20 protein-coding genes and 1 tRNA gene are annotated in these 25,611 nt (G+C 59.4%); 11 read left to right on the forward strand and 10 right to left on the reverse strand.

Annotated elements, in window-relative coordinates; genetic code table 11:
* The first annotated feature begins 190 nt into the window (after positions 1-190).
* Entirely contained in the window at positions 191-1,390 is a 1,200-nt protein-coding gene (locus J4E00_RS26630; protein WP_208178394.1) for an aspartate aminotransferase family protein, read from the forward strand.
* Between the two features lie 87 nt (positions 1,391-1,477).
* Here the strand turns inward: J4E00_RS26630 and J4E00_RS26635 are convergent, their stop codons facing one another.
* The gene (locus J4E00_RS26635; protein ID WP_208178395.1) at positions 1,478-1,936 is read right to left on the reverse strand and encodes a TerB family tellurite resistance protein; all 459 of its coding nucleotides are present in this window, start codon (positions 1,934-1,936) and stop codon (positions 1,478-1,480) included.
* A gap of 233 nt (positions 1,937-2,169) precedes the next feature.
* Between J4E00_RS26635 and pfkA the strand changes: the two genes are divergently transcribed.
* On the forward strand, positions 2,170-3,141 hold the full coding sequence (gene pfkA, locus J4E00_RS26640) for a 6-phosphofructokinase (RefSeq protein ID WP_208178396.1): 972 nt from the start codon (positions 2,170-2,172) through the stop codon (positions 3,139-3,141).
* 59 nt (positions 3,142-3,200) lie between these two features.
* Here pfkA and miaA read toward each other — a convergent pair whose 3' ends face one another.
* The 4 genes from miaA to J4E00_RS26660 form a co-directional block, all read right to left on the reverse strand.
* The gene (gene miaA / locus J4E00_RS26645) at positions 3,201-4,118 is read right to left on the reverse strand and encodes a tRNA (adenosine(37)-N6)-dimethylallyltransferase MiaA (protein WP_317196678.1); all 918 of its coding nucleotides are present in this window, start codon (positions 4,116-4,118) and stop codon (positions 3,201-3,203) included.
* A gap of 172 nt (positions 4,119-4,290) precedes the next feature.
* Positions 4,291-6,267: an OmpA family protein gene (locus J4E00_RS26650; protein WP_208178397.1), complete on the reverse strand. Its 1,977-nt coding sequence runs from the start codon at positions 6,265-6,267 to the stop codon at positions 4,291-4,293.
* 524 nt (positions 6,268-6,791) lie between these two features.
* Positions 6,792-7,427 (reverse strand): hypothetical protein, encoded by a 636-nt coding sequence (locus J4E00_RS26655; RefSeq protein ID WP_208178398.1) that lies wholly within the window; start codon positions 7,425-7,427, stop codon positions 6,792-6,794.
* 175 nt (positions 7,428-7,602) lie between these two features.
* Positions 7,603-8,739 (reverse strand): glycosyltransferase, encoded by a 1,137-nt coding sequence (locus tag J4E00_RS26660; RefSeq protein WP_208178399.1) that lies wholly within the window; start codon positions 8,737-8,739, stop codon positions 7,603-7,605.
* 123 nt (positions 8,740-8,862) lie between these two features.
* On the opposite strand from J4E00_RS26660, the gene J4E00_RS26665 reads away from it, so the two are divergent.
* The 4 genes from J4E00_RS26665 to J4E00_RS26680 all read left to right on the forward strand — a co-directional run bounded on the left by J4E00_RS26665 (position 8,863) and on the right by J4E00_RS26680 (position 15,544).
* Positions 8,863-12,546, forward strand: a complete 3,684-nt coding sequence (locus tag J4E00_RS26665; protein ID WP_208178400.1) for a PAS domain S-box protein — start codon at positions 8,863-8,865, stop codon at positions 12,544-12,546.
* A 56-nt stretch (positions 12,547-12,602) separates the two neighbouring features.
* Positions 12,603-13,001: a response regulator gene (locus tag J4E00_RS26670; RefSeq protein WP_208178401.1), complete on the forward strand. Its 399-nt coding sequence runs from the start codon at positions 12,603-12,605 to the stop codon at positions 12,999-13,001.
* Positions 13,002-13,096: 95 nt separating this feature from the next.
* Positions 13,097-13,864 carry an MBL fold metallo-hydrolase gene (locus J4E00_RS26675; RefSeq protein ID WP_208178402.1) on the forward strand — a complete coding sequence of 256 codons (768 nt, stop codon included), beginning with the start codon at positions 13,097-13,099 and terminating at the stop codon, positions 13,862-13,864.
* 87 nt (positions 13,865-13,951) lie between these two features.
* On the forward strand, positions 13,952-15,544 hold the full coding sequence (locus J4E00_RS26680) for an NFACT RNA binding domain-containing protein (protein ID WP_208178403.1): 1,593 nt from the start codon (positions 13,952-13,954) through the stop codon (positions 15,542-15,544).
* Positions 15,545-15,671: 127 nt separating this feature from the next.
* On the opposite strand, the gene J4E00_RS26685 is transcribed toward J4E00_RS26680, so the two are convergent.
* Positions 15,672-15,753 (reverse strand) — tRNA-Leu (locus tag J4E00_RS26685).
* A gap of 197 nt (positions 15,754-15,950) precedes the next feature.
* Between J4E00_RS26685 and J4E00_RS26690 the strand changes: the two genes are divergently transcribed.
* The gene (locus J4E00_RS26690) at positions 15,951-16,415 is read left to right on the forward strand and encodes a low affinity iron permease family protein (RefSeq protein ID WP_208178404.1); all 465 of its coding nucleotides are present in this window, start codon (positions 15,951-15,953) and stop codon (positions 16,413-16,415) included.
* A 105-nt stretch (positions 16,416-16,520) separates the two neighbouring features.
* Here J4E00_RS26690 and J4E00_RS26695 read toward each other — a convergent pair whose 3' ends face one another.
* The gene (locus J4E00_RS26695; protein ID WP_208178405.1) at positions 16,521-17,210 is read right to left on the reverse strand and encodes a Dps family protein; all 690 of its coding nucleotides are present in this window, start codon (positions 17,208-17,210) and stop codon (positions 16,521-16,523) included.
* A 117-nt stretch (positions 17,211-17,327) separates the two neighbouring features.
* Between J4E00_RS26695 and J4E00_RS26700 the strand changes: the two genes are divergently transcribed.
* From J4E00_RS26700 to J4E00_RS26710, 3 genes are all read left to right on the forward strand, one after another.
* The gene (locus J4E00_RS26700) at positions 17,328-18,059 is read left to right on the forward strand and encodes a VIT1/CCC1 transporter family protein (RefSeq protein ID WP_208178406.1); all 732 of its coding nucleotides are present in this window, start codon (positions 17,328-17,330) and stop codon (positions 18,057-18,059) included.
* Positions 18,060-18,139: 80 nt separating this feature from the next.
* Entirely contained in the window at positions 18,140-18,970 is an 831-nt protein-coding gene (locus J4E00_RS26705; RefSeq protein WP_208178407.1) for a polyphosphate kinase 2 family protein, read from the forward strand.
* Positions 18,971-19,062: 92 nt separating this feature from the next.
* Positions 19,063-21,126, forward strand: coding sequence for an IPT/TIG domain-containing protein (locus tag J4E00_RS26710; RefSeq protein WP_208178408.1), 2,064 nt, complete (start codon positions 19,063-19,065; stop codon positions 21,124-21,126).
* Positions 21,127-21,154: 28 nt separating this feature from the next.
* Here J4E00_RS26710 and J4E00_RS26715 read toward each other — a convergent pair whose 3' ends face one another.
* The 3 genes from J4E00_RS26715 to J4E00_RS26725 form a co-directional block, all read right to left on the reverse strand.
* Positions 21,155-21,934: a hypothetical protein gene (locus J4E00_RS26715; protein ID WP_208178409.1), complete on the reverse strand. Its 780-nt coding sequence runs from the start codon at positions 21,932-21,934 to the stop codon at positions 21,155-21,157.
* Positions 21,935-22,278: 344 nt separating this feature from the next.
* Positions 22,279-24,069, reverse strand: a complete 1,791-nt coding sequence (locus tag J4E00_RS26720) for an ABC transporter ATP-binding protein (protein WP_208178410.1) — start codon at positions 24,067-24,069, stop codon at positions 22,279-22,281.
* A gap of 120 nt (positions 24,070-24,189) precedes the next feature.
* On the reverse strand, positions 24,190-24,558 hold the full coding sequence (locus tag J4E00_RS26725; RefSeq protein ID WP_208178411.1) for a DoxX family protein: 369 nt from the start codon (positions 24,556-24,558) through the stop codon (positions 24,190-24,192).
* 645 nt (positions 24,559-25,203) lie between these two features.
* On the opposite strand from J4E00_RS26725, the gene J4E00_RS26730 reads away from it, so the two are divergent.
* The gene (locus J4E00_RS26730; RefSeq protein WP_208178412.1) at positions 25,204-25,557 is read left to right on the forward strand and encodes a hypothetical protein; all 354 of its coding nucleotides are present in this window, start codon (positions 25,204-25,206) and stop codon (positions 25,555-25,557) included.
* The last annotated feature ends 54 nt before the right edge of the window (positions 25,558-25,611 follow it).

Here is a 25,611-nt window from a genome sequence, read left to right on the forward strand (position 1 = left end):
AGGCCGCTGCCCCGCAGCGGCCTCTTTATTTTTGTGAAATAATCGAAGGAAAGCTTCGCCTGTTGGTAAGAATCCGTCGGCGTTTTGGCGTATCACGCAGCGGTAATAAAGCGGTTTCGCCTTGCTCAACATGACCAGCGAAGCTGTGCCAACGAATCGTTTCTAAAAATTCGACTAATCCAATAACTCTGTGGTCCTTACCTCCCGCCAATTGTTCCTGCGCCACCAAGCCCAAACCTCCGATTTCCCGCTGCTGCTGGAAATTGAGCGGGCCGAGGGCGTGTATATGTACGGCCCCGACGGCCGCCGCTACCTCGACCTGATTTCGGGCATCGGTGTGAGCAACGTGGGCCACCGCCACCCGCGTGTGCTGGCCAGCATCCAGGCCCAGCTCGATAAGTACCTGCACCTGATGGTATACGGTGAGTTGGTGCAGGCCGTGCCCGCTCAACTGGCCGAGGCCATCCACAAAACCCTGCCCGTGCAGCTCGATTCGGTGTTTTTTACCAACTCTGGTGCCGAGGCCATTGAGGGCGCGCTGAAGCTAGCCAAGCGCCACACCGGCCGCACCGGGCTTATTTCGTGCATCAATGCGTACCACGGCTCCACGCACGGGGCATTGTCCATCACTGGTTCCGAGAGCTTCAAAAACAGCTTCCGGCCCCTGCTGCCGGACGTGCGCCACATCCGTCACAACGAGTTGGCCGACCTCGCGCACATCAACGAGCACACCGCGGCCGTCATCATCGAAACGGTGCAGGGCGAAGCTGGCGTACGCGTGCCCAGCCCCGGCTATTTGCCTGCCCTGCGCGCGCGCTGCACCGAAGTAGGTGCCTTGCTCATCCTCGACGAGATTCAATGCGGCTACGGGCGCACCGGCAGCATGTGGGCATTCGAGCAGTTTGGCATTGAGCCTGATATTCTGGTGTGTGCTAAGGGGATGGGGGGCGGAATGCCCATTGGGGCCTTCATTTCCAGCACCGAAATCATGTCCGGCTTCAAAACCAACCCAATTTTGGGGCATTGCACCACCTTTGGCGGCCATCCGGTGAGTTGCGCGGCGGCCCTGGCCACGTTGCAAGTAATGCAGGACGAACAGCTGCCGGCTGGCGTGCCGGCCAAAGCCGCAAGGTTCCGGGCGCAGCTGCGGCACCCAGCCATTCGAGCCGTACGTGGCTGCGGCCTGCTGATGGCAGTCGAATTCGACTCTTTTGCCGTCCTGAAGCCCATCATCGACCACGCCTTAGAGCACGAAGGCATCCTGACCGATTGGTTTCTTTTCTGCGACAACTCCCTCCGGCTGGCCCCACCGCTCACCATTAGTGAGGCTGAGATTGACGAAGCTTGTGCCGCGCTGCTGCGTGCTATTGACGAAATGGTGAAACAGTAAAAAGGTGGGTTTGATGTTTAGGCGGCGCAGCTTGCGCAAGCAGAACATCAAACCCACCAGTGCACTATCTCACTAGTTAGCCAGCAGCTATGCCGGCACATTTGGTCGAGGTAACTCGTTATAGTTCAAAAAAGAATTACTTTCTTCCTTGATTCTGTCCTTGGAAAGGCCATCTTTTACGCCTTGTGAGATTTTGCGAACCAGCACGCCCACAATGGCCTTTCGGAAGCCCAGCTTCTCGGCCATAATAATACAGAAATCCATCTCGGTTTCATCAACAATGCCGTCGGCCAGCATCATGTCGACAAGGTCGAAAATCTGGTCAAAACGCTCAGAATCGGTGGTTGGAAGGTCATTACTGGCCCCCTTGGACCCCGAAACCAATGCCTGCACCTCGGATGCGCTGATGCCGTTTTTTTTACCCACGGCCGTGATGAAGCTCATCTCTCGGGCGTCGATGTGGCCGTCGGCTTTGGCCAAGGCTGCAAGATTCAGCAAGTGGCTCTTAATTTTTTTAGCCTGCTCATTTTCGAAGAAACCGAACATAAAACGTGGGAATTAGGAAGTGAGGAATGATTTTGGGCCTCCAACGGCGATTCTTGAGGTAATATACAGGAGAAACTTCCCAATTACCACGCTCTAACTACGTAAAACATAAAAAAAAGATAATTGCCGGTGGCCCGGCATTTGGCTAAGGTTGCAGTGCGTTTGCATTCATTTCACCAACTTTGTGGGGTTTGAGCGCCATTTGCGTGCTCACTTGCTTTACGAAAGTCCAGATGAAGAGAATAGCAGTTTTTACCAGTGGGGGCGACGCGCCGGGCATGAATGCCGCCATTCGGGCGGTGGTGCGGACCGCTACCTACCATGGCATTGAGGTTTATGGCATTATGCGCGGCTATAGCGGCATGATTAAGGGCGAGTTTGTGCGTCTGGATTCGGCTTCGGTGTCGAACACAGTGCAGAAGGGTGGTACCATCCTCAAATCGGCCCGCAGCATGAAGTTCATGACCAAGGAAGGTCGCCAACAGGCATTTGACCAGCTGGTTAACAACGGCATTGAGGGGCTGGTAGCCATTGGCGGCAACGGTACCTTCACCGGAGCCATGATTTTTGAGGAAGAGTTTGGTATTCCAACCGTGGGCGCACCGGGCACGATTGACAACGACCTCTACGGCACCGATTATACCATTGGCTACGACACGGCTGTGAATACGGCCCTGGAGTGTATCGACAAAATACGGGACACGGCCGACTCGCACGACCGCTGCTTTTTTGTGGAAGTGATGGGCCGCGACTCGGGCTACATCGCCATTCCGTGCGCCATTGGGGGCGGAGCCGAAATCGTGATGATTCCGGAAACCCAAATGAGCACCGATGTGGTGATTGACACGCTGCAATCGGGCTGGCAGCGTTCCAAAACTTCGTTCATCGTCATTGTGGCCGAGGGCGACGAGCCCGGCAACGCGACCCAGGTCGCCGACCGGGTGAAGACAGCCATTCCGCAGCTCGATACCCGCGTCACCATCGTGGGGCACATTCAGCGTGGCGGTTCGCCGACCGCCGCCGACCGCCTCTTGGCTTCTCAGCTTGGTATCGCCGCCGTAGAGGGCCTCATGAATGGCATGCGCAATGTGATGGCCGGTATTATCGACAAGAAACTGGTATATACCCCCTTCACGGATACCATCAACAAGAAAAAGCTTATCAACCAGAGCTTCATGCGGATGGTGGAAATTCTGAGCGTATAGCATTAGGGTAGGAGGGCAAGAGCCAGGTAATAACATTTTCTTGCCTGACGCTTACCCTCTTACTCTACAGTTACCCACTGGTACGCTGCGTCCCGCCGTAGCCAGGTTAGCTGGCGCTTGGCGTAGTGACGGGTGTTGCGCTGGAGGAGGCGCACGGCTTCGGTCCAGTCATACTCGCCGTCCAGAAAGCCGAAAATCTCCTGGTAGCCCACCGTTTGCAGAGCGTGATGGTGGCGGTAAGGCAAAACGGATTTAACCTCGTCGAGCAGGCCAGCTTCCAGCATGTGCTCCACGCGTAGGTTGATGCGCTGATACAATTCCTCGCGCTCGCGGGTGAGGGCCACTTTCACATTGCGGAAAAGCGGGTTTTCGGGCGTTGGGCCGGCACTGTGGAAGCTGGAAAATGGCCGGCCGGTGGCGCGGGTAATTTCCAGGGCCCGTACCACGCGCTGGTGGTTTTGCTGGTCGATGCGGGCGTGGGCAACGGGGTCGGTTTCGGCCAGTTCGGCCACGAGATGGGAGAGGCCGTGGGCCGCCAGCTCGGCATGAAGCTGAGCACGCACTTCGGGCGGCACGTTGGGCAACTCATCCAGCCCATCGGTGACAGCCTGCACGTAGAGGCCCGAGCCGCCGGTGAGGATAACCAGTGGGTATTTCTGAAACAGCGCTGTTAATACGGCCTGGCAATCGGTGGCGAAGCGGCCGGCGCTGTAGTCCTGGCCAATGCTGCGGCTGTCGATGAAGTGGTGGGGAATGCCCTGCATTTCCTCCGGCGTGGGCTTGGCCGTGCCGATGCTCAGCTCACGGAAAAACTGGCGGGAGTCGGCCGATACGATTTCAGTACCGAACTGTTGGGCCAGCTGCACGCACAGGGCCGTTTTGCCCACGGCCGTGGGGCCGGCAATGGTAAGCAGCACCGGGCGCGGGTCGGCCACTGAGGGAGCTAGTTGAGCAAGGATAGAAGGGGGGAGGGACACGAAAAAGAGCGTTTTGGGGAGTTGTCGGTGGTCTGAGAAATGGTAGTCATCTGTCGTTCTGAGCTTGCGAAAGACCGTATCACGTTCACATCGTTTGGCTTACTGCCAACTGTTCAGCAGAGAGAAGGTCTTTCGTTGCGCTCGGGATGACAAACCGCGCGCACTCGGTCACTCACAAGCTTACTATCTTGAACTCGACGCGTCGGTTGAGGCGGCGGGTGGTTTCCTGCTCGTTGCTGGCAATGGGCTCGGCACCACCCAGGCCCAGGCCCATCACCCGCGTAGAAGCCACGCCGCGTTCGATGAGGTAGGCTTTCACGGCGGCTACGCGCTGCTGGCTGAGCACCACGTTTTTCTCGGGCGGGCCCACGTTGTCGGTGTGGCCGCGTAGCTCGATGGTCAGGCGCGGATTGTCAATCATCAAAGCTACCAGGCGGTTGAGGGCGTTGGAGGAACCGGGCAGCAGGGTGGTGCGGCTTTGCTCGAACTGCACGTTGGCCAGCTGGAGGGTGGCGCCCACAGTCAGGGGGCGCAGGAGAATGTCGCGTACCAGCGGGCCGGGCGTCACCAGCCAGGTACTGTCGGTGGGGAAATAGCCCCGGTGCTGGGTGTGGTACTCATACGTGCGGCCGGGCACGGAGGAGTAGGTGAACGTGCCCTGGGTGCTAAGCAGCACGGCCGTGCCACCTTCAGTGTTAGGCACTTCGAGACGTAGTTGGGCTTCGGGCAAAGGCTTGGCGGTGATGGCATCGAGCACGCGGCCCTGCCAGGTAGCGGTGGCGGGTGGCGTGGGCACAACTTCGGCCTTGGGCTCCACCTTGAAGAGGTTGCAGCCCGCCAAATCGGTGTAGGTGCCGCCCCGTACGCGGCTGGCCTGGCGCTTTGCCAAATCGACCTGATACAAGGCATGCGGCCCCGCCATGTACATGCGCCGACGGCCGGCAGCGTCATTTTGCATCAGCAGGTCGCTGTAGCCGCCGCGCACGGGCAGGCCGGTAAGGGGCATGGTAGCGGGCGCGGGCTGGCGGGTTTTGATGTTGACTTTCAGCAGTGAGCCATCGGTGCTGTACACCATATACATGGTGTCGGCATCGTCGAGGCAGAAGTTGCCGTGCGTGCCGGCGCTGGCAAAGCCGATGAACGGGTAGTAAGGGGCTTTGCGGAGCGGGTCGGTGGCCCACACCACCGTTACTTTGCCATCAAAAGGGCTGACTTTCACGAGTTGGTTCGCGTCGGACGTCATGAAATACAAGTCGCCGTGGTCGTCGGTAGCACCCGAAATCCAGACGTTTTCGGGGCCCTGGGCCGGAAGCTGCCAGCCGGTGTACTGGCCCTGCCGGGTAGCGGGGTTGTAGCGGTACACCCGCTCGGAAGCATCGGTAGGAGCTTTGCTCACAGCGTAGAGGCAGTTGTCGAAACCCTTGGCCAGGGCGTAGGACTGGAAGGGCAGCACCCGGCGGTGCTGAATGGGTTTGCTGGTAGGGTCAGCCACCGAGAATTCGTGAATCGTGCGGCAGTCGTCTTCCCACTGGCCATTGGTAAAGCGCAGGGCCGAAATGCCGTACATCTTGTTGTCGCACACCTGGTCGAGGTAGCGGCGGCTGGGCCAGGGCGCGTCCGTGAAGCCGAAGGAGGCAATTAACGCCCGAGCTTCCGCCAAGTAGCGGTTGTCGAGGCTGGATTCGGCCCGGTACTCTACGCGCAGCTCGTAACCGCCACGCCATATCTGCCGGCCGGCCACATGCAGGCGCGACGGCCCATTGGCCACCGGGCGGTAGATGTAGTCGTAGCGCAGTTCCTCGTAGCGGCCGGCATCCTGCCGCTCAAAATTGAGCACCTGCGCCAGGGGCAGCTGCCGGATGCGCCGCAGCACCGAATCGGGCCGGGTGCCCGCGAGCAGGCGCTGGTTGGTGAGCGTTTCGGACAGCGGCTGCAGGGTGAGCGTGACTTGCACCGGCACCTGGGCATCGGCGGGTGCGAAGGTTACTTCGGTGCCATCGGCTGAGCGCTGCCGCATCTGCCAGGTGCGCGGGTAGTTGAGCTGGTAGCGGGCGTGGGCATCGGTGTACACAGCCGGGGGCGTTGCGGCTGGCTGCGCATACAGCGCCGCCTGCCAGAACATAAGTACCAGCGTTAGTAAAACCTTCATAAGCCGTTGCGGCGTGGGAATTCTGTCGGGCAATTAAACGCAAAGTACCACAGGACGCGTTCGGTTCGCACATTTTAATATGCGCCGGCTGCCAGATACTGCAGCTGAAAGGACGTGTTGTGTAAGTTCGTATTGAAGTAGCTGTGATGCTTTTCAAAGCAATTTTCAGGGTGAAGTACGTTCCCCGGTTCAACGGCAGAGCTGTCCGACTGTTTGTTGTTGAACAGTGCCGTTGAATGATGGAGTCGGCGCACCCTTCAACCAGTCGGACAGCGGAGCCTACACTCGACCTAAAATGAGCGCCAGATGCATTGGGAGAAGGGTAGCCCGTTTTGCTTAAGGGCTTAGCGGCTCAGAAGAACGTTAAGCCACCTCCATCTTCAGCAGTGACAGATTTCCTGGTAGTTATATCATCGCTACGCAGCTTCTACTTCCGGAAATTGTTCTCTCTACTGTAGCCCTATTGCCGCTACACGGCTATTTCGCAGGTGAAACGAGCAACTTCACCGCAGCTTGACTACTGATTATTTGGTCTGAAACGTGGCTGTCAGCTGCACTACTTCCTGGAGCAGGGAGGCTGGAAGGGGCTGTTGCTGAGAGGTGGCTTTTCGCAGGCTCTCGGCCACCGCCACGAGCCGGCCCATGTGCGTGCCTGCAAGTGGTGACCACGTTTCGCCCGCCTGCGGGCCGATGCCATTTTGAAAGGTGATGAACGTGTACGTGTTGCCGTCGCTCTGCATTGTCATGGCCGGTTTGGGGTAGTGCGTTTGCGCCACGGCCGCATTGAACAGCTGGCTCAGGGCCGTCGCAGCCTCGTCGCTGATTTCAATCACTTGGGAAGTCACCCCAATTTTTTCGCCGGTCTTTGCCTGCAAGGCGTGCCAGATGCTGTGCTGAGCAAGCTGATATGTCAGGTAGCATTTGCCCGCCCGGCGTTCGGCCATAACGGCGTATTCTAGCTGAAGGGACGGCAACGCCACGACGCGAAAGACTGGTCTGCCGCTCTGGCCAGCGTACAGCACTTCCTGTACTTTCAAATAATAGTCCGGAAAGCCATCAGTATAGAGTCCCTTGGCGGGTTCGAGGTGGTCTTCTGGTTGCTGGGCATGGCTGACCAAAGCGCAAATACAGCCAAACAACGTGAGAAACAGGGGGCGCATGAGCGGATGGTTTAATAGGTAGTAAGGAATAAGGAAGGGGAGCCATTTATGGCCTTGGGCTTGGGAAGGACCTTATTCAGAAGGAAAGTTCACAGTAATTCAAACGGCCAAAACGTGAGAAGTCACTCCGTTTGATGCGCGGAATGCTCAGGATGACAGACGATTCCTCAATTCCTCACTTCATTAAGCCCAGCCCCGCGTACAGCCGCAGCAGTTCCCGTTCCTCGTGCTGCCAGCTGAGCTGGGGGCGGGCGCGACGGCAGTTTTCGGCCAGGTGCTGGTAGCGGGCGGGCTCGTCGCGCAGCAGGCGGTTGAGGGCGGCGGCCAGGGCGGCGGGGGCGAGGTCCGATACCAACTCGGCTACGTCGAACTGGTCGTTGAGGGCACGGTATTCGGGAAAGTCGATGAGCACCTGCGGGATACCGGCGTGCACGTAGTCGAAGAACTTGTTAGCCAGCGAGTAGTAGTAGCTCAGCCCGATATTTTCCAGCAGCATGATACCCACGGCCGCATGGCGCGTGACCTCGCGTAGCGCATCGGGCAGCACAAACCCCCGAAACTCCACTTGGCCCGAAGCCAGTAGGCCCAGCCGCTCCGCCTGCTCACGCAGCGTAGCCGAGAGGTCGCCTTCGCCGCAAATCACCAGCCGGCCCACCACGTGGGGCATGGCTTCGAGCAGGTTTTCGAGGCCGCGTCCCACGTTCAGCGCGCCCTGGTAGAGGATGTACCCACCAGCTGGGGCGGCAGCGGGCGCGGGTGGCAGCGCCACAGTTTCATCGAGTCGGCTCACGTTGCGCACCACGGCAAAAGGCCGGCCGTAACGTTCTTCAAATACCCGCGCCAAGGCCGGACCCACCGTGTAGGCCAGCCGGGCGCGGGGCACAATGAAGCCCTCCACCCAACGCCAGATGCGCTGAACTGCCGGCCGGGCCATCACTTCGGGCACTTCCGTAAACAGCTCGTGGGCATCGTATACGAAGGGCTGGTTGCTGAGCCGGGCGCGCAGCCACACGGGCAGCGCGGTGTCGAGGTCGACGGCGCACCAGGCCGCAGCACGCTGGCCCAGCAGGTAGAAAAACAGCCGCAAGTTGTACTCCACGTAAAAAAGCTTGCCCTTCTGAAACCAGCCGCGCAGTCGGTGTTGTTGGTAAGGCTGCCGCGTGAGCGGGGGCGAGGCCGGCCGCTGCCAGCCCACCAACTGCACGCGGTAGCCGGCGGCGGCCAGGCTGCCACAGATGCGTTGCATTCGCTGGTCGAAGCACAGGTCGGTGGTGACAGTGAAAAGCAGCTGTGGGGCGGAGATTGACGTCAATGGCTGAGCGGGACATATCGAAACAGACCCACGTTATATTTATTTTGGCCAAATTTACACGGAGCAGGGCCGGCCGGCACCCTATCTTAGCAGCAAATATCAACCGGCAGCACGCCTCATCCTATGGCTTCTTTTTCAAGCGTTCCTGCTAGCCGCCCCGTGCCGCCGCCGCTCCCGGCGCTGCTCGACCAGCTCGGCCAGGTGTACGTGCTGCTTGATATTCAGGGAGTCATCATTGATGTTAACGAGGGCTTTCTGGCGCTGATGGGTTATGCCCGCAGCCAGGTTATCGGGCAGCGTCATTATGAAATGTTCACGCCGCCAGCCGAGCGGGCCCAGCAGCGGCGTGAGTACCTCGACAGCATTGCCCACGAAGTGCCGCTGCCGCCCTACGAGCGCATGCTACTGGCCAAAACCGGGCAGCCGCGCCTGTTGCGCTGGCGCATGGGCTTCACCCGCAACCCGGCCGGCGTTATCACCGGCGCCTGGAAAGTAGGGCAGGAGCCCGATAGCACGGCGTTGGCCACGCCCTCGCTGGCCGGCGACAGCACCCACTTGCAGGATTTCCTCGACAACGCGCAGGACTTGGTGCAGCACCTCGGTACTGACAACGGCTTCCTGTTCGTGAACAAAGCCTGGAAGGAAAAGCTGGGCTACACCGATGCCGAGCTGGCCACCCGCACGCTGGCCGACGTGGTGCACCCTTACTACAAAGCCAAGCTGCTCTATCAGCTCCGCAACCTCTACGACGGCGAGCCGGTGAACAAGGTGGAAACCGTGTTTCTGACCAGCATGGGCAAGCCCGTGCACCTTATCGGGAGCATGAGTGTGGTGCGCGAGGAAGGCCAGCCGGTGAGCAGCCGCGCCATCCTGCACGACATTACGGACCGCATCAAGGCCGAGCGCCTGCAAAAGGTCTACTACAGCATTGCCAACCTGGCCATCTCGGCCAAGGACTTGCCCAGCCTCTACGGTGCCATTCACCGCGAGCTGAGCAAGATTATTGAGACGAGCAACCTATTCATTGGCCTCTGCGACGACGCCCGCACGCAGCTGCAGTTCGTGTACCACGTCGACCAGCATCCCCAGACCCGGCCGCAGGGCGCGCGGCCGTTTTCGTCGGGCGTGTCCGAGTACATCATTGCTGGTGGGCAGCCGCGCTACCTCACCCACACCGATTTTCAGCAGCTGGTGCGCAGCGGCACCATTGTGGCCTACGGGCAGGTGCCGGAGGTGATGCTGGCCTCGCCGCTCAGCATCGGCGACCGCATCATCGGAGTACTGGCCGTGCAGGACTATAACCGCGCCGACGCCTACACCCCCGGCGACCTCGACGTGCTGCACTTCATCTCGAACCAAGTGGCCCTAGCCATCGAGCGCAAGCGCAACGAAGAGCAAATTGGCAAGCAAACAGCCCGCCTCAACGCCATTTTTGAAAGCGGCTCGCATGTGATGTGGACCGTAGACACGCACGGCCACCTTATGAACTTCAACCGCAACTATGCGGCTCTGTTCCTGCGGCGCAACGGTACTTACCCGGTGCGGGGAATCAACCTTTGGAAATCGGACCTGGAGCGCATGCCCAAGTCCGAGCGGGAGGTATTTATTCAGCACTACAATGCGGCGGGCAAGGGCCAGGCCCAGCGCTTCGAGATGCGCCTGCGCGATGCGCGCGGCCAGGATGTGTGGACGGATATCTACTTAAACCCGATTTACCTCGGTGACGGCTCGTTTGAGGAAATCTCGGCCATTGCCCACGACATCACCGAGCAAAAGCGGGCGCAGCTGGCTCTGGAAGCTCAGGAGGAGAAGTTCCGCTCCATCTTCGAGTCGTTCCAGGACATCTACTACCGCACCGATGCCGAGGGTATTCTGACCATCATTAGCCCTTCGGTGCGGGAGGTGCTGGGCTACGAGCCCGAAGAAGTGGTGGGCAAACCGGTGCGGGACTACTACGTCAACGCCGAAGACCGGTCCCGTATCAATGCCGAAGTGGAGCGTAACAATGGCCTTCGCAACTTTGAAACTCAGATGTGGCACCGGGATGGCTATCCGGTGAGCGTGCTGGTGAATGCCCGGGTGGTGAAAGCGGGCGAAATGGGCACGGAGGGCATTGCCCGCGACGTGACCGAAATCCAGCAGATGCAGAACGACCTGCGCAAAGCCAAAGACGAAGCCGAAGCCGCGCTGGAAGCCAAAACCCAGTTTCTGGCCAACATGAGCCACGAGCTGCGCACGCCTATGAACGGCATCATCGGCATGATTGACCTGCTCGACCAGACGGTAGAAACCGATGAGCAGCTCGATTATGTGGATACGCTGCGCAAGAGCTCCGACGCCCTGCTCACCATTCTGAACGACATCCTCGATTTGTCGAAAATCCAGGCCGGTAAGCTCCAGATTCGCGAAACGCCCATCGAGTTGCAAGCTGTGATGGAGCGCATTCGGGCCCTGTTCATCTACCGGGCCGAGCAAAAGCACATCCGCTTTACCTACCACATCACGCCGCATACCCCGCGCTACGTGGTGACGGATGAGGTGCGCCTGCTCCAGATTCTGTCCAACCTGGTAGCCAACGCCATCAAGTTCACCAACGAAGGCACGGTGGGCATTGTGGTGAGCAGCGTGAGCACCGACGGCGAGCTGCACACCCTGCGCTTTGCGGTGCAGGATTCCGGCATTGGCATTTCGAGCGACAATGCCAACCTGCTGTTTACCAACTTCACCCAGCTCGATACTACACCCAGCAAGGCTTATGGCGGTACGGGGCTCGGCTTGAGCATCAGCCGGCAGCTGGCCGAGCTGTTGGGCGGTGAAATCGGCGTGCTTTCTGACGAAGGCGAAGGCTCAGTGTTCTGGTTCACCATCAGCGCCCGTGCTGCCCGCGTGGAAGACCTGCCCACGGTGGCCCAGGTGCGCGAGCCCGTGTTCCAGCCATTTGATGCAGTGCCACGCGTACTCTTGGTTGATGACAATGCCATCAACCAGAAGGTGGGCCAGCGCCTACTCACCCGCCTGGGCTGCGAGGTGGACGTAGCCAGTGGCGGGCCCGAAGCCATTCGGATGGTGACGGCCCCAGAAGCGGCCTACAACATCATTTTCATGGACATCCAGATGCCGGAAATGGATGGCGTTGCGGCCACGGCCGAAATACGCCGCTTGCTGGGGCCCTACTGCCCGCCGGTAGTGGCCATGACGGCCTACTCGATGCAGGAAGATGCCGGCCGCTTCATGCGCCAGGGCCTCGACGACTACGTGGGCAAGCCCGTAAAAAGCCGCCACCTTTACGAAGTCCTGCACCGCTGGCTGCGGCCCCGCACTGCCCGTCCCGCCGTGCCCTTCGAGGGCGTACTCACCGACGAAAGTCCGGCCGAAAGCCTGTTGCCAGTTGTGGAGGCTGCTGCTCTTCCTGCGCTGCCCACGCCCGACGCCTCCGTCGCTGGCGAGCCCACCCTCGAAGAGAGCATCCTGCGCCAGCTAGTGGAGTTGGGCGGCCCCGAGTTTACCTCGGACCTTTACCAAGAGTTTGAGCAAGAGGCCGGCGACCTGCTCCGTGATGCGGCTCCGGTGGCCGCCGAAGGCAGTTTCCGTGAGCTGCTGCCCATGTTGCACCAGCTTAAGGGCACGGCGGCCACGCTGGGCGGTGTGGCCCTAGCAGCTCAGGCCCGCTACCTCGAACGTCAGTTTAAAGAAGGACGAACGGAAGAGGGGAGTGCGGGATTTCAACTTTTAGAACATTACTTTGCACAGTTCGTGGCCGAATATCCTAGTGCCGTTGAGCGAGCAACTAATTCCTCAACTGCTTGATAGATAATGCTATTCTGCCGCTCTACCCTTTGAACCCAACCTCAATCCCCTCCCACATGTCCGCCGACACCGCCTCTAAAACCATTCTGATTGCCGAAGACAGCTCGGTAATTCTTAACCTTACGCGCAAGATTCTGGAATTGCAGAAGTACAAGATTGTTCTGGCCAAAAACGGCGGTGAAGTACTTAAGCAGCTAGAAGGCAACCTAGAAACCAACCCCGTTGATTGTGTGCTGATGGACATCAATATTCCGGTGAAAGACGGCATGCAGTGCACCCGCGAAATTCGGGCCCACGTTGACCCCAAAATCAATAAGCTGCCCATCATTGCCATTACCGGCAACGCCAACAACTACTCGATGGACCAGTTCCGCGAAGCCGGCGTGACCGACTACTTGCCCAAGCCGCTTGACTTTGATGCCCTGGTGCGCGTGGTGAAGCAATACGTAGGGTAGTTTTGGGTAGAGCTGTTAGCTAATGGCGGCTAGCTATTAGCTCTCGTCTAACGGAAAAGCTAATGGCTAGCCGCCATTAGCTAACAGCTTAAACAATGACCGTAACATTTCTTGGAACCGGCACTTCTTCCGGTGTGCCGATGATTGGCTGCACCTGTGCGGTGTGCCGCTCTCTCGACCACCGCGACAAGCGCCTGCGCGTGTCGGTGCACCTCGACGTAGACGGCCACAGCTTTGTGATTGACTCCGGGCCCGATTTCCGGCAGCAGATGCTGCGTGCGCAGGTTATGCACCTCGATGCGCTGCTCTTCACCCACGAACACAAGGACCACACCGCCGGGCTGGACGATATCCGGGCCTATAATTTCCGGCAGCAGACCGATATGCCGGTCTTCGCTGAGCCCCGTGTACTCGACCAGCTCAAGCAGGAGTTTGCCTACATTTTTGCCGAGCACAAGTACCCCGGCGTACCCCGTGTGGTGCTGCACCCCATTGAGCGGGATGACACCCCGTTTGACGTGCTGGGCGTGTCCGTGCAGCCGCTGCGGGCCCTGCACCACAAGCTGCCCGTGCTGGGCTTCCGCGTCGGCGGGTTCTGCTACCTGACAGATGCCAACTACCTCGGCCCCGAAACCCGGGCTCAGTTGCGCGATGCTGATGTCATTGTGCTCAACGCATTGCGCCGCGAGGAGCATATCTCACACTTCACGCTGGCCCAGGCAATTGAGGTGCTGGAAGAGGCCGCACCCAAACGGGCCTACCTCACGCACATCAGCCACCAGTTGGGCCTGCACCGCGAAGTTGAAGCCGAGTTGCCTCCGTGGATTCGGCTGGCGTACGATGGGCTACAAGTAGCAGTATAATGCCCCCGTAGCGCGAACTTTACAACTCGCGTCTCCATGCTGCTGAATCGTTTTTGGGACGCAAACTGGAAAGTTCGGGCTACTATCATGCACACCAATTATTATTTCCTGCGCCAACTAGCACCTGCCCTCACCGAGCGGATGCGCGGCTACCGCGTGGCCGTATGCTTCACGCAGGAAAAGGACGAGTTGGTGGTCGGTCTTACCGATGGGGCCAAGGAGTTCTGGCTGAAAGGACAATTAGGTGCCAATTTTCCGGCTTTAGCGCTCCCCGAAACCTTCCAGCGTGCCCGCTCCAACTCGGTCGATTTATTCCCGGATATACTGGGGCAGCAGGTTGAAACCGTGGTGGCCTGGCCGCAGGACCGGGTACTGCAAGTGAATTTCCGGAGTGGTGCCCGCCTCGTTTTCAAGCTGTACGGTCCGCGCCCGAATGCCATTTTTCGCACCACGCCCGAAGCTTCAGCCCAGTTGTTCCAGCAAAAGCTACTGGCTGATGCTGACTTGAAGCCGCAGCCCACTACGCCGCCCGCAAAATCAGCTGAAGCAGAAGAACCCACTAAGCCTGCGGTTCAGACCAAGCTCCCGCCCCCACTGGCCGACCTGCCGTTACGCTTCCTGCGTACCCAGGGATACGATGCCGGGACAGCTGAAGCCAAGGCTCGCCTAGTAAACCAAGTACTGGCCCAGCTGGAAAAACCGGCGCACTACTACATCATTCAGCTCGATGGCCGCACACGCCTGAGCCTGCTGCCGCTGGGCGACATCCTGGAAACATTGCCCGGCGACGACCCCGTAGCGGCCATCCGGCGCTTTGTTCCCATGGCCCTGGGCCGCCGCGCCCTGGAGATGGAAACCAAGCAGCTACGTCAGCTGCTGGAGCGCCGCGCCGACGAGGCCAGCACCGCCGCGGCACATGCCCGCCAGCGCCTGCACGCCCTGGCCCACGAGGCTGGCTACCGCCACACGGCCGACCTCATCATGGCGCATCTGCATGAGATTCCAGTCGGAGCCACCGAGATAGAAGTGCTGGATTTCTATACTAACCAGCCCAGGCGCATCAAGCTCAAGGCCAAAGAAAAGCCGCAGCGCACCGCCGAAAACCTCTACCGCAAGGGCAAAAACCAGCAAATTGAGGAGCGCCAGCTTGCCGAGCGCATTGCCCGTCGCGAGGCGGAAGCCCTGACGGCCTTGGAGCGGCTGGAGGAAATGGACACTGTGCCCGCCTTGGCCGAGCTGCGTGGCCTCCGCACCTGGCGCAAGCAGCACGGCCTCGACCCAACAGCTAACGCGGCTATCAAAGTCCCCGGTGAACTGCCCTTTAAAGTGTTTGAGGACCGGGGCTTCACCATCCTCGTCGGCCGCAGCGCCGAGAACAATGACCTGCTCACCCAGAAATTTGCCCATAAGGACGACCTCTGGCTGCATGCCAAGGATGTATCCGGCTCTCACGTCGTCATCCGGCACCGGGCCGGCCAAACCATACCCGAGCCGGTGGTGGAGCACGCCGCCATGCTGGCTGGCTGGTACTCCAAGCGTCAGCACGACACGCTGTGCCCGGTCACCGTCACACCCAAGAAATTTGTGCGTAAGCCCAAGGGGGCCCGCCCCGGCCAGGTGGTAGTGGAGCGCGAACGAGTGGTGTTGGTAAAGCCCGGCAACCCATTTGAGCGGAATTAAGCAGCACGAACTTGCAGTTAGTGTCTCAGAACGATAACCGTTGAATCGGGGTAGGGGTGTGAACTACAAGTTAGCGCTACAATGAAAAAGCCCGTTCCAATTGCTTGGAACGGGCTTCTGTTTTGCGTGCGCGCGGGGAGATTCGAACTCCCACACCCGAAGGCACCACCCCCTCAAGATGGCGTGTCTACCAGTTTCACCACGTGCGCAAAAGGCAACTAAACCGGGTATTCGGCCGAAGCCGGCGTCGCTGAGGTGGCGAAGCGGGTGCAAAGATAGCCGGAGGTTTTCGGCTTTACAACCCTGTTTCGCACATTTTCATCAATTGACCATCATTCAACCGTTTAACTTGCGTCACCGTAGAATAAGCGACGAGCTTTTCTTGTTTTTACTTTGATTTTGCCCCATGAATTCCTCCCCGAAACCCGATTCCAGCTCTCTTTTTGGCCGCATGGCCGAGAGCATTACCAAGTTTTCGGGCTCTACGGCGGCCTTCGTGTCGGCAACGGCGCTGGTTGTGGTGTGGGCCATTACGGGTCCGCTGTTTCACTACTCTGAGACCTGGCAGCTGGTCATCAACACGGGTACTACCATCATCACATTTTTGATGGTTTTTCTAATTCAGCGGGCTCAGAACAAGGATTCGCTGGTGCTACACCTGAAGCTAAATGAGTTGCTGGCAGCTACGCAAGGCGCCAGCAACCGCCTCATCAACGCCCAGGATTTCTCCGAAGAAGAAATAAAAACCCTGCACGATTTCTACTGCGTGCTGGCCGAATTAGCTAAAAAAGACAATGACCTCGGCAAAACCCACACCGTGGAAGAGGCCGAGGACAACCACAGTGAGAAGCTGGCGGCTCACGCAGAATAAATGAGCATTCTGTCATCCTGAACGCAGTGAAGGACCTTCGCACGCAAGAACCATTGGTTTTTGCGTGCGAAGGTCCTTCACTGCGTTCAGGATGACAGGTACCTTTTACTCAGCCTTGATGAGGGGCGAATCTACTACGTGCTCCGATACAAACCACACCTGCATCTCATTGGTGCGGATGAGCTGGCTCACGATGAGGTCGTTGGTGCCATCGTCGCCGCTTTCGTCGGCTTTGTCGGCGTAGTCGTGGCAGTTTTTCAGCAGGCGCTGATGACCGTCGAGCAGGCGCGACACTTGCACGGGGGCTTCCTCACGGTCGCGGGGGACGCGAGGGATGCTGCTGAGTTCGGCTACGTCATGGGCCATGGCTACGGCTACGCCACCCAGAATCTGGATGCGCTCGGCAATGGCATCAACCAGGGTCGACTGCTCTTCGTAGTGCTTGTCGTAGAGCAGGTGCAGTTGGTAAAAAGTGGGGCCAACTACCTGCCAATGGTGTTTTTTGTACATGTCGCGCAGCGTGATGGTGTCGGCCAGCAGTTGGTTGAGGCCGGTTACACTTTCCTGGCGGGTGCTTTCATCGAGGCCGATGGGCAGGCGCTGGCTCACGGTGCCGTAGCGCTGCGTGGGCGCGGGGGCATTGTTTTGTTGGTTGAGAACGGGCTGAATATCAACGGCGGCGTTGGTGCCGGCGCCTTTGCCGGTGTCGGCGGCGCTGGCTTTTTTAGCGGCAGGAGCAGCGGCTTTTTTGGGTGCTGCGGCTTTGGGCGCGGCGGCTTTGGCGGAAGATGCCATAACGATGAAAACGAGTGAGGTGAGGAGAAACAACCGAAGCAAATCAACGGCAAAAAATCTATTTCTGCGTACGTAAAGCACCCTGCGGGGTTAAGCCCCCTGCCGTAAATTTCGCCAATGACCGAACCTACCACCACTACTGAACTGCCCCGCGACCTGCATCCGGAGCACCACATGACCAGCTCGGCCATGTTGCAGGACATCGTAATTGGCCTGTCCGATGGCTTAACCGTGCCGTTTGCTCTGGCGGCGGGGCTAAGCGGAGCCGTGGCATCGTCTGGGCTGGTGATAACGGCGGGGCTGGCCGAAATAGTGGCGGGCAGCATTGCCATGGGCCTGGGCGGCTACCTGGCCGGCCGCACCGAAGTGGAGCACTACGAAGCCGAGCAGACCCGTGAGCGCCGCGAAGTACGCGAAGTGCCCGACATTGAGCGGGCCGAGGTAGACGAGCTGCTGGCTGACATGGGCCTCTCGGCCGAAACCCGCCGCCTGGCCGTGGCCGAGCTCACCGCCGACCCCGAGCAGTGGGTGAAATTCATGATGAAGTATGAGCTGGGCCTGGAAGAGCCCGACCCGAGGCAGGCCCCCAAAAGTGCGGTTACCATCAGCTCGGCCTACGCGGTAGGCGGGCTGATTCCGCTCAGTGCCTATTTCGTGACCAGTACGCCGGCGCAAGGGTTGGTGTGGTCGGCGGCCATTACGCTGGTGTGTTTGCTGGTGTTTGGGTATTTCAAAAGCCGCATGACCGGGCAGCCACCGGTGGCGGGTGCGCTCAAAATGGCCGTGGTAGGGGCGCTGGCGGCGGCGGCGGCCTTTGGCATTGCGCGGGCGGTGGGGGGCGGGCGGTAATGAGCCGCGTGACACGAGGCCTTAGCTGATAAGCCTTCCTTTTCGTACACTCCGCATCACCGTTTTCTCGCCTTTATTTCATGAAATTCAAGCTCCCCAAAACGCCCGCTGTGTATGTCAAGGGCAAGTCTTTTCGCCTGGCCGATGTGGACCCCGACGATACCAAACCCTTCGCCCACCACCCCGACGACCGCGACGAAGCCACGCCGCGCCTGCTGGCGCTGCGCCAGCGCCTGAGCGAGCTGCAGGAGCTGCTGTACGCCGAGCACAAGCGCAGCTTGCTCATCGTGCTGCAGGCCATGGATACGGGGGGCAAGGACGGCGCCATCGAGAACCTGCTCACGGGCGTGAACCCGGCCGGGGTGCTGGTGGCTTCGTTCAAGGCACCTTCGAAAGAGGAATTGGACCATGACTTTCTGTGGCGCATTCATGCCCAGGCGCCCAAGCACGGCCACATCACGGTGTTCAACCGCTCGCACTACGAGGATGTACTCATCACCCGCGTGCACGGCCTGATAGATGAGAAAACCTGCAAGCAGCACTACGAGGACATCAACAACTTTGAGCAGCTGCTGATGAACAGCGGCACGCGCATCCTCAAATTCTTCCTGCACATTTCGAAGGACGAGCAAGCCAAGCGCCTGCAGGCCCGCCTCGATGACCCCGCCAAAAACTGGAAATTTGACCCCAACGACCTCAAGGAGCGCGCTTACTGGGACGACTACCAGGATGCCTACGAAGCGGCCATGCGCCACTGCTCGTCCGGCGATGCGCCCTGGTTTGTGATACCTGCCAATGAAAAATGGGCCCGCGACCTGGCCATCAGCGAAATAGTGGTGGCGGCACTGGAAGACATGGACCCGCAGCCACCCAAGCCGGATTTCGACCCCAAGGCGCAGGTGATTGAATGATGGCGGAGCGGTCGTTTGAACTCCGGTCATTCTGAGCGCGGCGCAGGATGACCGGACTACCTTTGCAGTAAAACTTTTTCTGCAAATAAATAATGCGTGACTTGTACACGAATGGTCGGAGCACGGTGCTTCGGTGGAGTTTGGTGGCCCTGCTGCTTGCCGCAATGCAGCCGCTACGGGCGCAGGAAACCTGCATGCTGGTGCCCGTGTCACTGACCGAGCGGGTAGCAGGTGCTTCGCTGATTGTGGAGGCTGGCGTGGGCGCGCAGGAAGTACTGGCAACGGGTGGCCACCTCTATACGCTCAGCGAATTGACCGTTTACAAAGTATTTCGGGGTACGGTGCCGGCGCGGCTGCGGCTGGCCGATGCTGGTGGTACGCTGGGCTTGCGCCGTGAGGTGGTGAGCACCAGCGTAGCCCTCAAACCCAAGCAGCAGGGCTTGTTTTTACTAGAGCCCGACCCCGCGTTGCCCGGTGCCTACCGGCTGGTGACCGGTCCGCAGGGCTGGGTGCAATACGACTTGACGGACCGCTCGGCGTCGGAGCCCTTTGGCCGCTACGCGTCCATTGCGGGCAACTTGTATCCGGCGGTGGAAGGAGCCGTTGGGCAGCCCCGACGCGTGGTGCTGGCCAATACCGCCTTGGCCGCGCCCGTGGTGGCGGCGCGGCCCCAGGCGCAGCCGGTTGTTAGCGGCTTTTCGCCCAGCCAGCTTTCGGCGGGTAGGGGCGATGTGCTTACCATCAACGGCTCCAATTTTGGAGTTACGCAGGGCAACGGCCACGTCGATTTTCCCAACGGCGACAACGGCGGCAGCAGCTTCGTCAGCGCCAATTCGACCGACTACCTGACCTGGAGCGACACTCAGATTCAGGTGCGGGTGCCTTCGCTTAACAGCACGACTGGCGGCGTGGCCGGCACGGGTAATTTCCGGGTGGTGAACAACACCAGCGAAACCGGAACCAGCCCCACCCGCCTCACCGTGGTGTATGCCCTGAGCAACCTGGCCAATGGCGCGGTCATCAACCGGCCCAGGCTCATCAACCAGGACGGGGCAGGCGGCTACACCCTGCAATACAGCCCCAGCTTCACGGCGGTGGCCGGTGCGCCGGCCGCCTTCGAGCGGGCTCTGGCCACATGGGAGTGCGCCACCCGCCTGCGCCGCGTGGTGAACACCAGCACGGCCGCGCCCGAAGCCACCACCAATGACGGTACCAACGCCGTGCGGTTTGGCACGCTGAGCGCGGGCGTGCTGGGCGTCACCAACTCGTATTATTCGGGCTGTTTTGTGGGCGGTGCGGCGCAGTTCTCGCTGGACGAAACCGACTATACGTTTCGGCCCATTCCCACGGCCGGCACCACTTGGCAGTTTGGCCCGGCCGCGCCCAGCAGCGCGCAATATGACTTTGAGAGCGTGGCCTTGCATGAGCAGGGGCATGGTACGCAGCTCACGCACATCATCGACGTCACGGCTGTGATGCATTTTGCCCTCACCAATGGCCAGGCGAAGCGTACCCTGAGCACGGCTTCCGATGCGGCCGGGGCGCAGGATGTATTCACCTACAGCCTCAGCAACCCCTGCGGCGACCCCGCACCAGTGGCTACCGCCGTGCCCACCCGCTGCACCGCCCTGCCCGTCGAGCTACTAACCTTTGAGGCACATTACGAGGCTGGGCGCGGCACGGTGCTTACCTGGGCCACGGCCCAGGAAAAGAACAGCGCCTACTTCGCCGTCGAAACCCACGACGCTGCGGTAGTTACCTGGCCGGAAGTAGTGCGCCTGCCTGCAGCTGGAAGTAGCAGCAGCGCCCGCCAGTATACCACTACCGATGCGCGCTCACTCATGGGTACGCGCTACTACCGCCTGCGCCAGGTCGACCAGGATGGAACCGTGGTCTATTCGCCCGTAGTGGCCGTTTCGGGCCCGCAAACCGGCTTGTCCCTGTATCCCAACCCCGCCGAAAATCGCCTGCAGGTGCAGGGCCTTGCCGGAGTAGGTCGCCTGGTGCTGTATGATGCTGTGGGGCGTGAAGCCGGCCAATTTGGACTGCCCGCCGGCAACAGCGAGGTGGACGTGAGCAGCCTGCCTGCTGGCCTCTACCAAGCCAAATGGACCGATGGCACCACCGTGCGCTGGGCCCGGCTAGAGAAGCGGTAGCCGCCCGCCTCATCTGCCACACCATTTGTTACAATGGCAGGAAGCTGTCGGGCAGGGCTTCCTCATGCATGCCCACGAAGGAATAATGCCGGGGCAAAAACCAGCCGATTTGCTGCATCACGCTTCGGTAGAGCGTTTCGTTGCCAAAGTCGTGCGGGGTGATGTTGAACACCAGGTCCTGCGAAATGCCGGCTCCATTGGTCCGGTGGCGCATCAGCAGGACTATTTTGGGGGTGGCAATGCCGTTGTTCTGCAGGTATTCGCGCAGGACGTTGCGCGTCGCCTGCGGGAGCAGCGTTTCGTTGGGCTGCCCCACCATCACCTGCTCTTCGCCTTCAATCAGCTCGTCGCTGAGCTCTTTGGAAAACGGTGTCTCTTCGGTGGTGTAAAATTCCTGATTCAGCGCGAAGTTGACGATATCGCCGTACGAGAGTACCCAGTCGGGCCCCGCCGGGGTGGGGTTGATAACCACGCCCAGACCTCTTTCCAGTAGAAAATCATCCTTCATCCGCTCGATGACATAGCACTGAAAGCCGACGCCCGGCTCTGGCAGAAAGAGCTGGAAATACGGAAACCCGTCCGGCCCCTGGATGATTTGCGGGCTGCCGCACCGGAAGCTGGCCGCCGATACGTTGGCCAGAAAAGCGGCATCCCAAGCCTCGTCCCGTTCCGGCTTCGGCACCGCAACCAAGTGATACAATTCATTGGTCTTCGCCAAATCACCCAGATAAGGCTCGGCGGCTTCTGCCGGGGCAGCGGGGGCAGGAGTGGGGGGCGCTGTTGGCTTCAGAAAATCGAATAGGCCCATGGGTTGGTGGTGCTTTGGCGGCTGAATGGAGGCATAGCGGAGCATCTTACTCCGATGGTTTTATTGCAATACAGTGAGGCAGATGGCCTCAATCGCCATCATACCCTCAAAAGAGTTCTTCTACGTGGTGCGGCCGTTACCGGATACTCTAACAGAACGCTACCGAGCCCTGCGGCAACGGCCGGATACCAAAAAAGAACTCTGCCAAGCACTCCTCAACAGACTGGAGTACTCGGCAGAGCTGTTTTAACAGGTTCGGGCTAGACCAGAGCGAAAGACAGCGCTGTGCCAAAGGCGGCGGTCGAGCATGGGCTACAAAATAGATGAGTTTTGCCAGCCCAAGTCTAAACGGCCACGGCACTGGTCACCGCGTCCTCCTTGCGCTCGCCAATTTGCTGGCGCCACATGGCGTAGTACAGGCCTTTTTGGGCCAGCAGCTCGGCGTGGCCGCCCTGTTCGGCAATATGGCCACGCTCGAGCACGAAAATGCGGTCGGCGTGCAGGATGGTGCTCAGGCGGTGAGCAATGAGGATGGTCATGTGCTGGCGCGAGCCCGAAAGCTGCCGCACCGTCTTGCCAATTTCCTCCTCAGTGAGCGAATCCAGGGCCGACGTAGCCTCGTCGAACACCATGAGGGTGGGCTTGCGTAGCAGGGCGCGGGCAATGCTGAGGCGCTGCTTTTCACCGCCGCTCACCTTCACGCCGCCCTCGCCAATCACCGTGTCGAGGCCCAGCGGGGCGCGGGCCAGCAGGGTGTCGGCCGCGGCTTGGCGCAGGGCCAGCAGGCATTCCTCATCGGTGGCCTGGGGCGCTACGAACTGCAGGTTTTCGCGGATGGTACCGGCAAACAGCTGAGTATCCTGCGTCACGAAGCCGATTTGCTCGCGCAGCTCATCCAGGTCGATTTCATTGCCGGGAATGCCGTTGTAGCGAATCTGGCCCGCCAGGGGTGGGTAGAGGCCCACCAGCAGCTTCACCAGCGTGGTTTTGCCCGAGCCGGACGGACCCACAAAGGCAATGGTTTCACCCAACTTGGTGGTGAAGCTGATGTTGGTCAGGGCGTTGTTGTTCGCCGTGAGGTGCTTGAAGCTGACGTGGTCGAAGGCCAGGTTTTCGATGTGCGCCACCGACTTGGGCTGCGCCGGTTTCACGTCCTTCGGCGTGTCGAGAATGGTCTGGAAGTTGCCCAGTGAAATCTCCGTTTCGCGGTAAATCCCGATGATGGCTCCCAATTCCTGCAACGGTCCGAAGATGGAGAAGGAGTAGATGAAGAACGAGAAGAATTCGCCCAGGCTGATGTGGTTCTGCACCCGCAGATACAGCAGGAGCAGGATGATGACATTGCGCAGCAAGTTCACGAACGTGCCCTGCACAAAACTCAGCGAGCGCAGGTAGCGCACCTTGCGCAGTTCCAGCTTCAGGATTTTGCTGGTGATGCCGTTCAGACGCTCGGTTTCCTGCTGGGCCAGGCCCAGGCTCTTAATCAGCTCGATGTTGCGCAGGCTTTCGGTGGTGGAGCCGGCCAGGGCCGTGGTTTCGGCCACAATGGTCTTCTGGATGACCTTGATGCGCTTGCTCAGCAAAAAGCTCAGAATACCTAGCAGCGGAATGGTGAGGAAGTAGCCCACCGCAATGGGCCAATACACTGTGATGGCGTACCACATCACGAAGGTGATGCCCACCAGCGCCGTAAACACCACGTTCACGAAGCTCTGAATGAGCTTTTCCACGTCGATGCGCACCTTTTGGAGCTTGCCCAGCGTCTCGCCCGAGCGCTGGTCCTCAAACACCTGGTAAGGCAGCTCCAGCGAATGGCGCAGGCCATCGGAATACATCTTGGCGCCCAGCCGCTGGGTGATGACGTTGACGTAGTAGTCCTGGAAATTTTTGGCAATGCGCGACACCATGGCCACGCCCAGCATCATGCCGATGTAGGGAATGGCTTCCCGGAAAAACGGCCAGAATGGTACCAGCTGCAAACCCATCACATTACTGTTGCGGGGCACAAAATGGTCCACCAGCCGGCGGAAAAGGTAGGGGTCGAGCAGCGAGAATATTTGGTTGACGGCGGCCAGCACCAAGGCCAGCACCAGCAGCGGCCAATAGTTGCGCAGGTAGCTATAGAGAATTTTCATAAATCAGAAAGACAGGGCCACAGGCCGGGGTTCTAGCAACCCGCTTAGGCCCTAATGGTTCGGGCCCGGCACCAATGCAGTGCCGGGCCCGGGGCGCAGGGAAACAAGATGGCCACGCCGCTAGGCTAGCCGCGTGCCGGGCCGGCGCAGCAGGTACACCACCACCAGCAACGCCAGCAGCACCAGTGCCGGCAAGCCCTTCGGAATGAATTCCGGGATTTTGGTGGCGTGTATCACTACCGCCCCAATCATAATGATGATGAGGCCCAGCGCCGCCGGGCGCACCGTGCGCGGAATCAGCAGCCCGATACCGCCCAGCAACTCGCCGCCAGCCACCAAGTAGGTCACCACGGCCGGCAGGCCCATGCTGCCAAACATCTCCACGGTTTTGCCGATGTCCTTGAGCTTCATAAAGCCCGACATGATGAAGGCTGCGGCCAGAAGCGCCTGTAAAATCCAGGCAATGATGTTGCGTACGGAAGGACTCATATTGAAAACGGGAAAAGGGTTAGAAATGAGATGACTGACCGCAAAGTAGCAATATTTCACAAGTCAGTATAGCCAGACGTATAAGTCGGAGCGATGATTGAAGTCGCTCTATCCGGGCTAGTGCGGATGTGAAAACCAAGGCCCGCTCGGATTGCCGGGCCGCGGCCCGAGTGAGTCTTTTGCACAAGCGGCGGTTGGCACTCCGGCTATCCCAACTAGGAAAGGCTGCGCTTCAACGGGCGCAACGGGGATGAAGGCTTCGCAGGCGCAGGCTAGCCGATGGAGAGAGCTGTTTTGAACCTTAGAAAATACTGAATGCCTCGTATTTTGAAAAGTGTGTATTTTTTTACCAATATTATATCAATGATATGAATGTATTAGGTTGATTGATAGGTAACTGAATATACTATAGGACGAGGAAGAATGTGTTTGGCAGCTAATTGGGAGATGATTTTGAATAATTGGAATTAATAGTATTAAATTTTTAAGTATTTTCCACTTAAACAACCAGTATTTTTCACTATTGCTCTACAAAATATGCTTTCGACCTTTGTATAGCCGCCGTCCACAACGCCTTTTTTAGGCCTTGCTCTCTGACTTCCTAACGCCATTGTGGCCTCGGTTCTACCTAAAATATCAACGCGTATGACAGTTGTGTACCACGAATTGCTGCCTGAGAGCTACCTGCTTATTCTGGCCCCCGGCCGTGAAGGCGGCCCGGAAACCGGGCTGGCGCACTGGCTGAAATGCGCGCAACGCAGTGGCAAGCCCGCCGTGTGGGTTGATTGTGGCATGTTAAAGTCCTTGTCCAGCGAGGCCATTCGGCTGCTGTGGAATTCTCATTACCAGCTGCAGGAAAAGCATGCCCAGCTGGTGCTGGTGCACGTGCCCGAGCGGGTGCGCAAAGAGCTGCTGGAGCAGGAACTGGGCCCGGCCCCCTGCATTGTGCCCACCTTGCTTGATGCAGCCCGGCAAACGAACTGGCGCGAGATAGCCTAGCCAACTTTAATCCACCACAGCGGAATTAATAGTTCAGGGCCCGCCCAACCCAGT

Source organism: Hymenobacter negativus, from assembly GCF_017571495.1.
Lineage (GTDB): Bacteria > Bacteroidota > Bacteroidia > Cytophagales > Hymenobacteraceae > Hymenobacter > Hymenobacter negativus.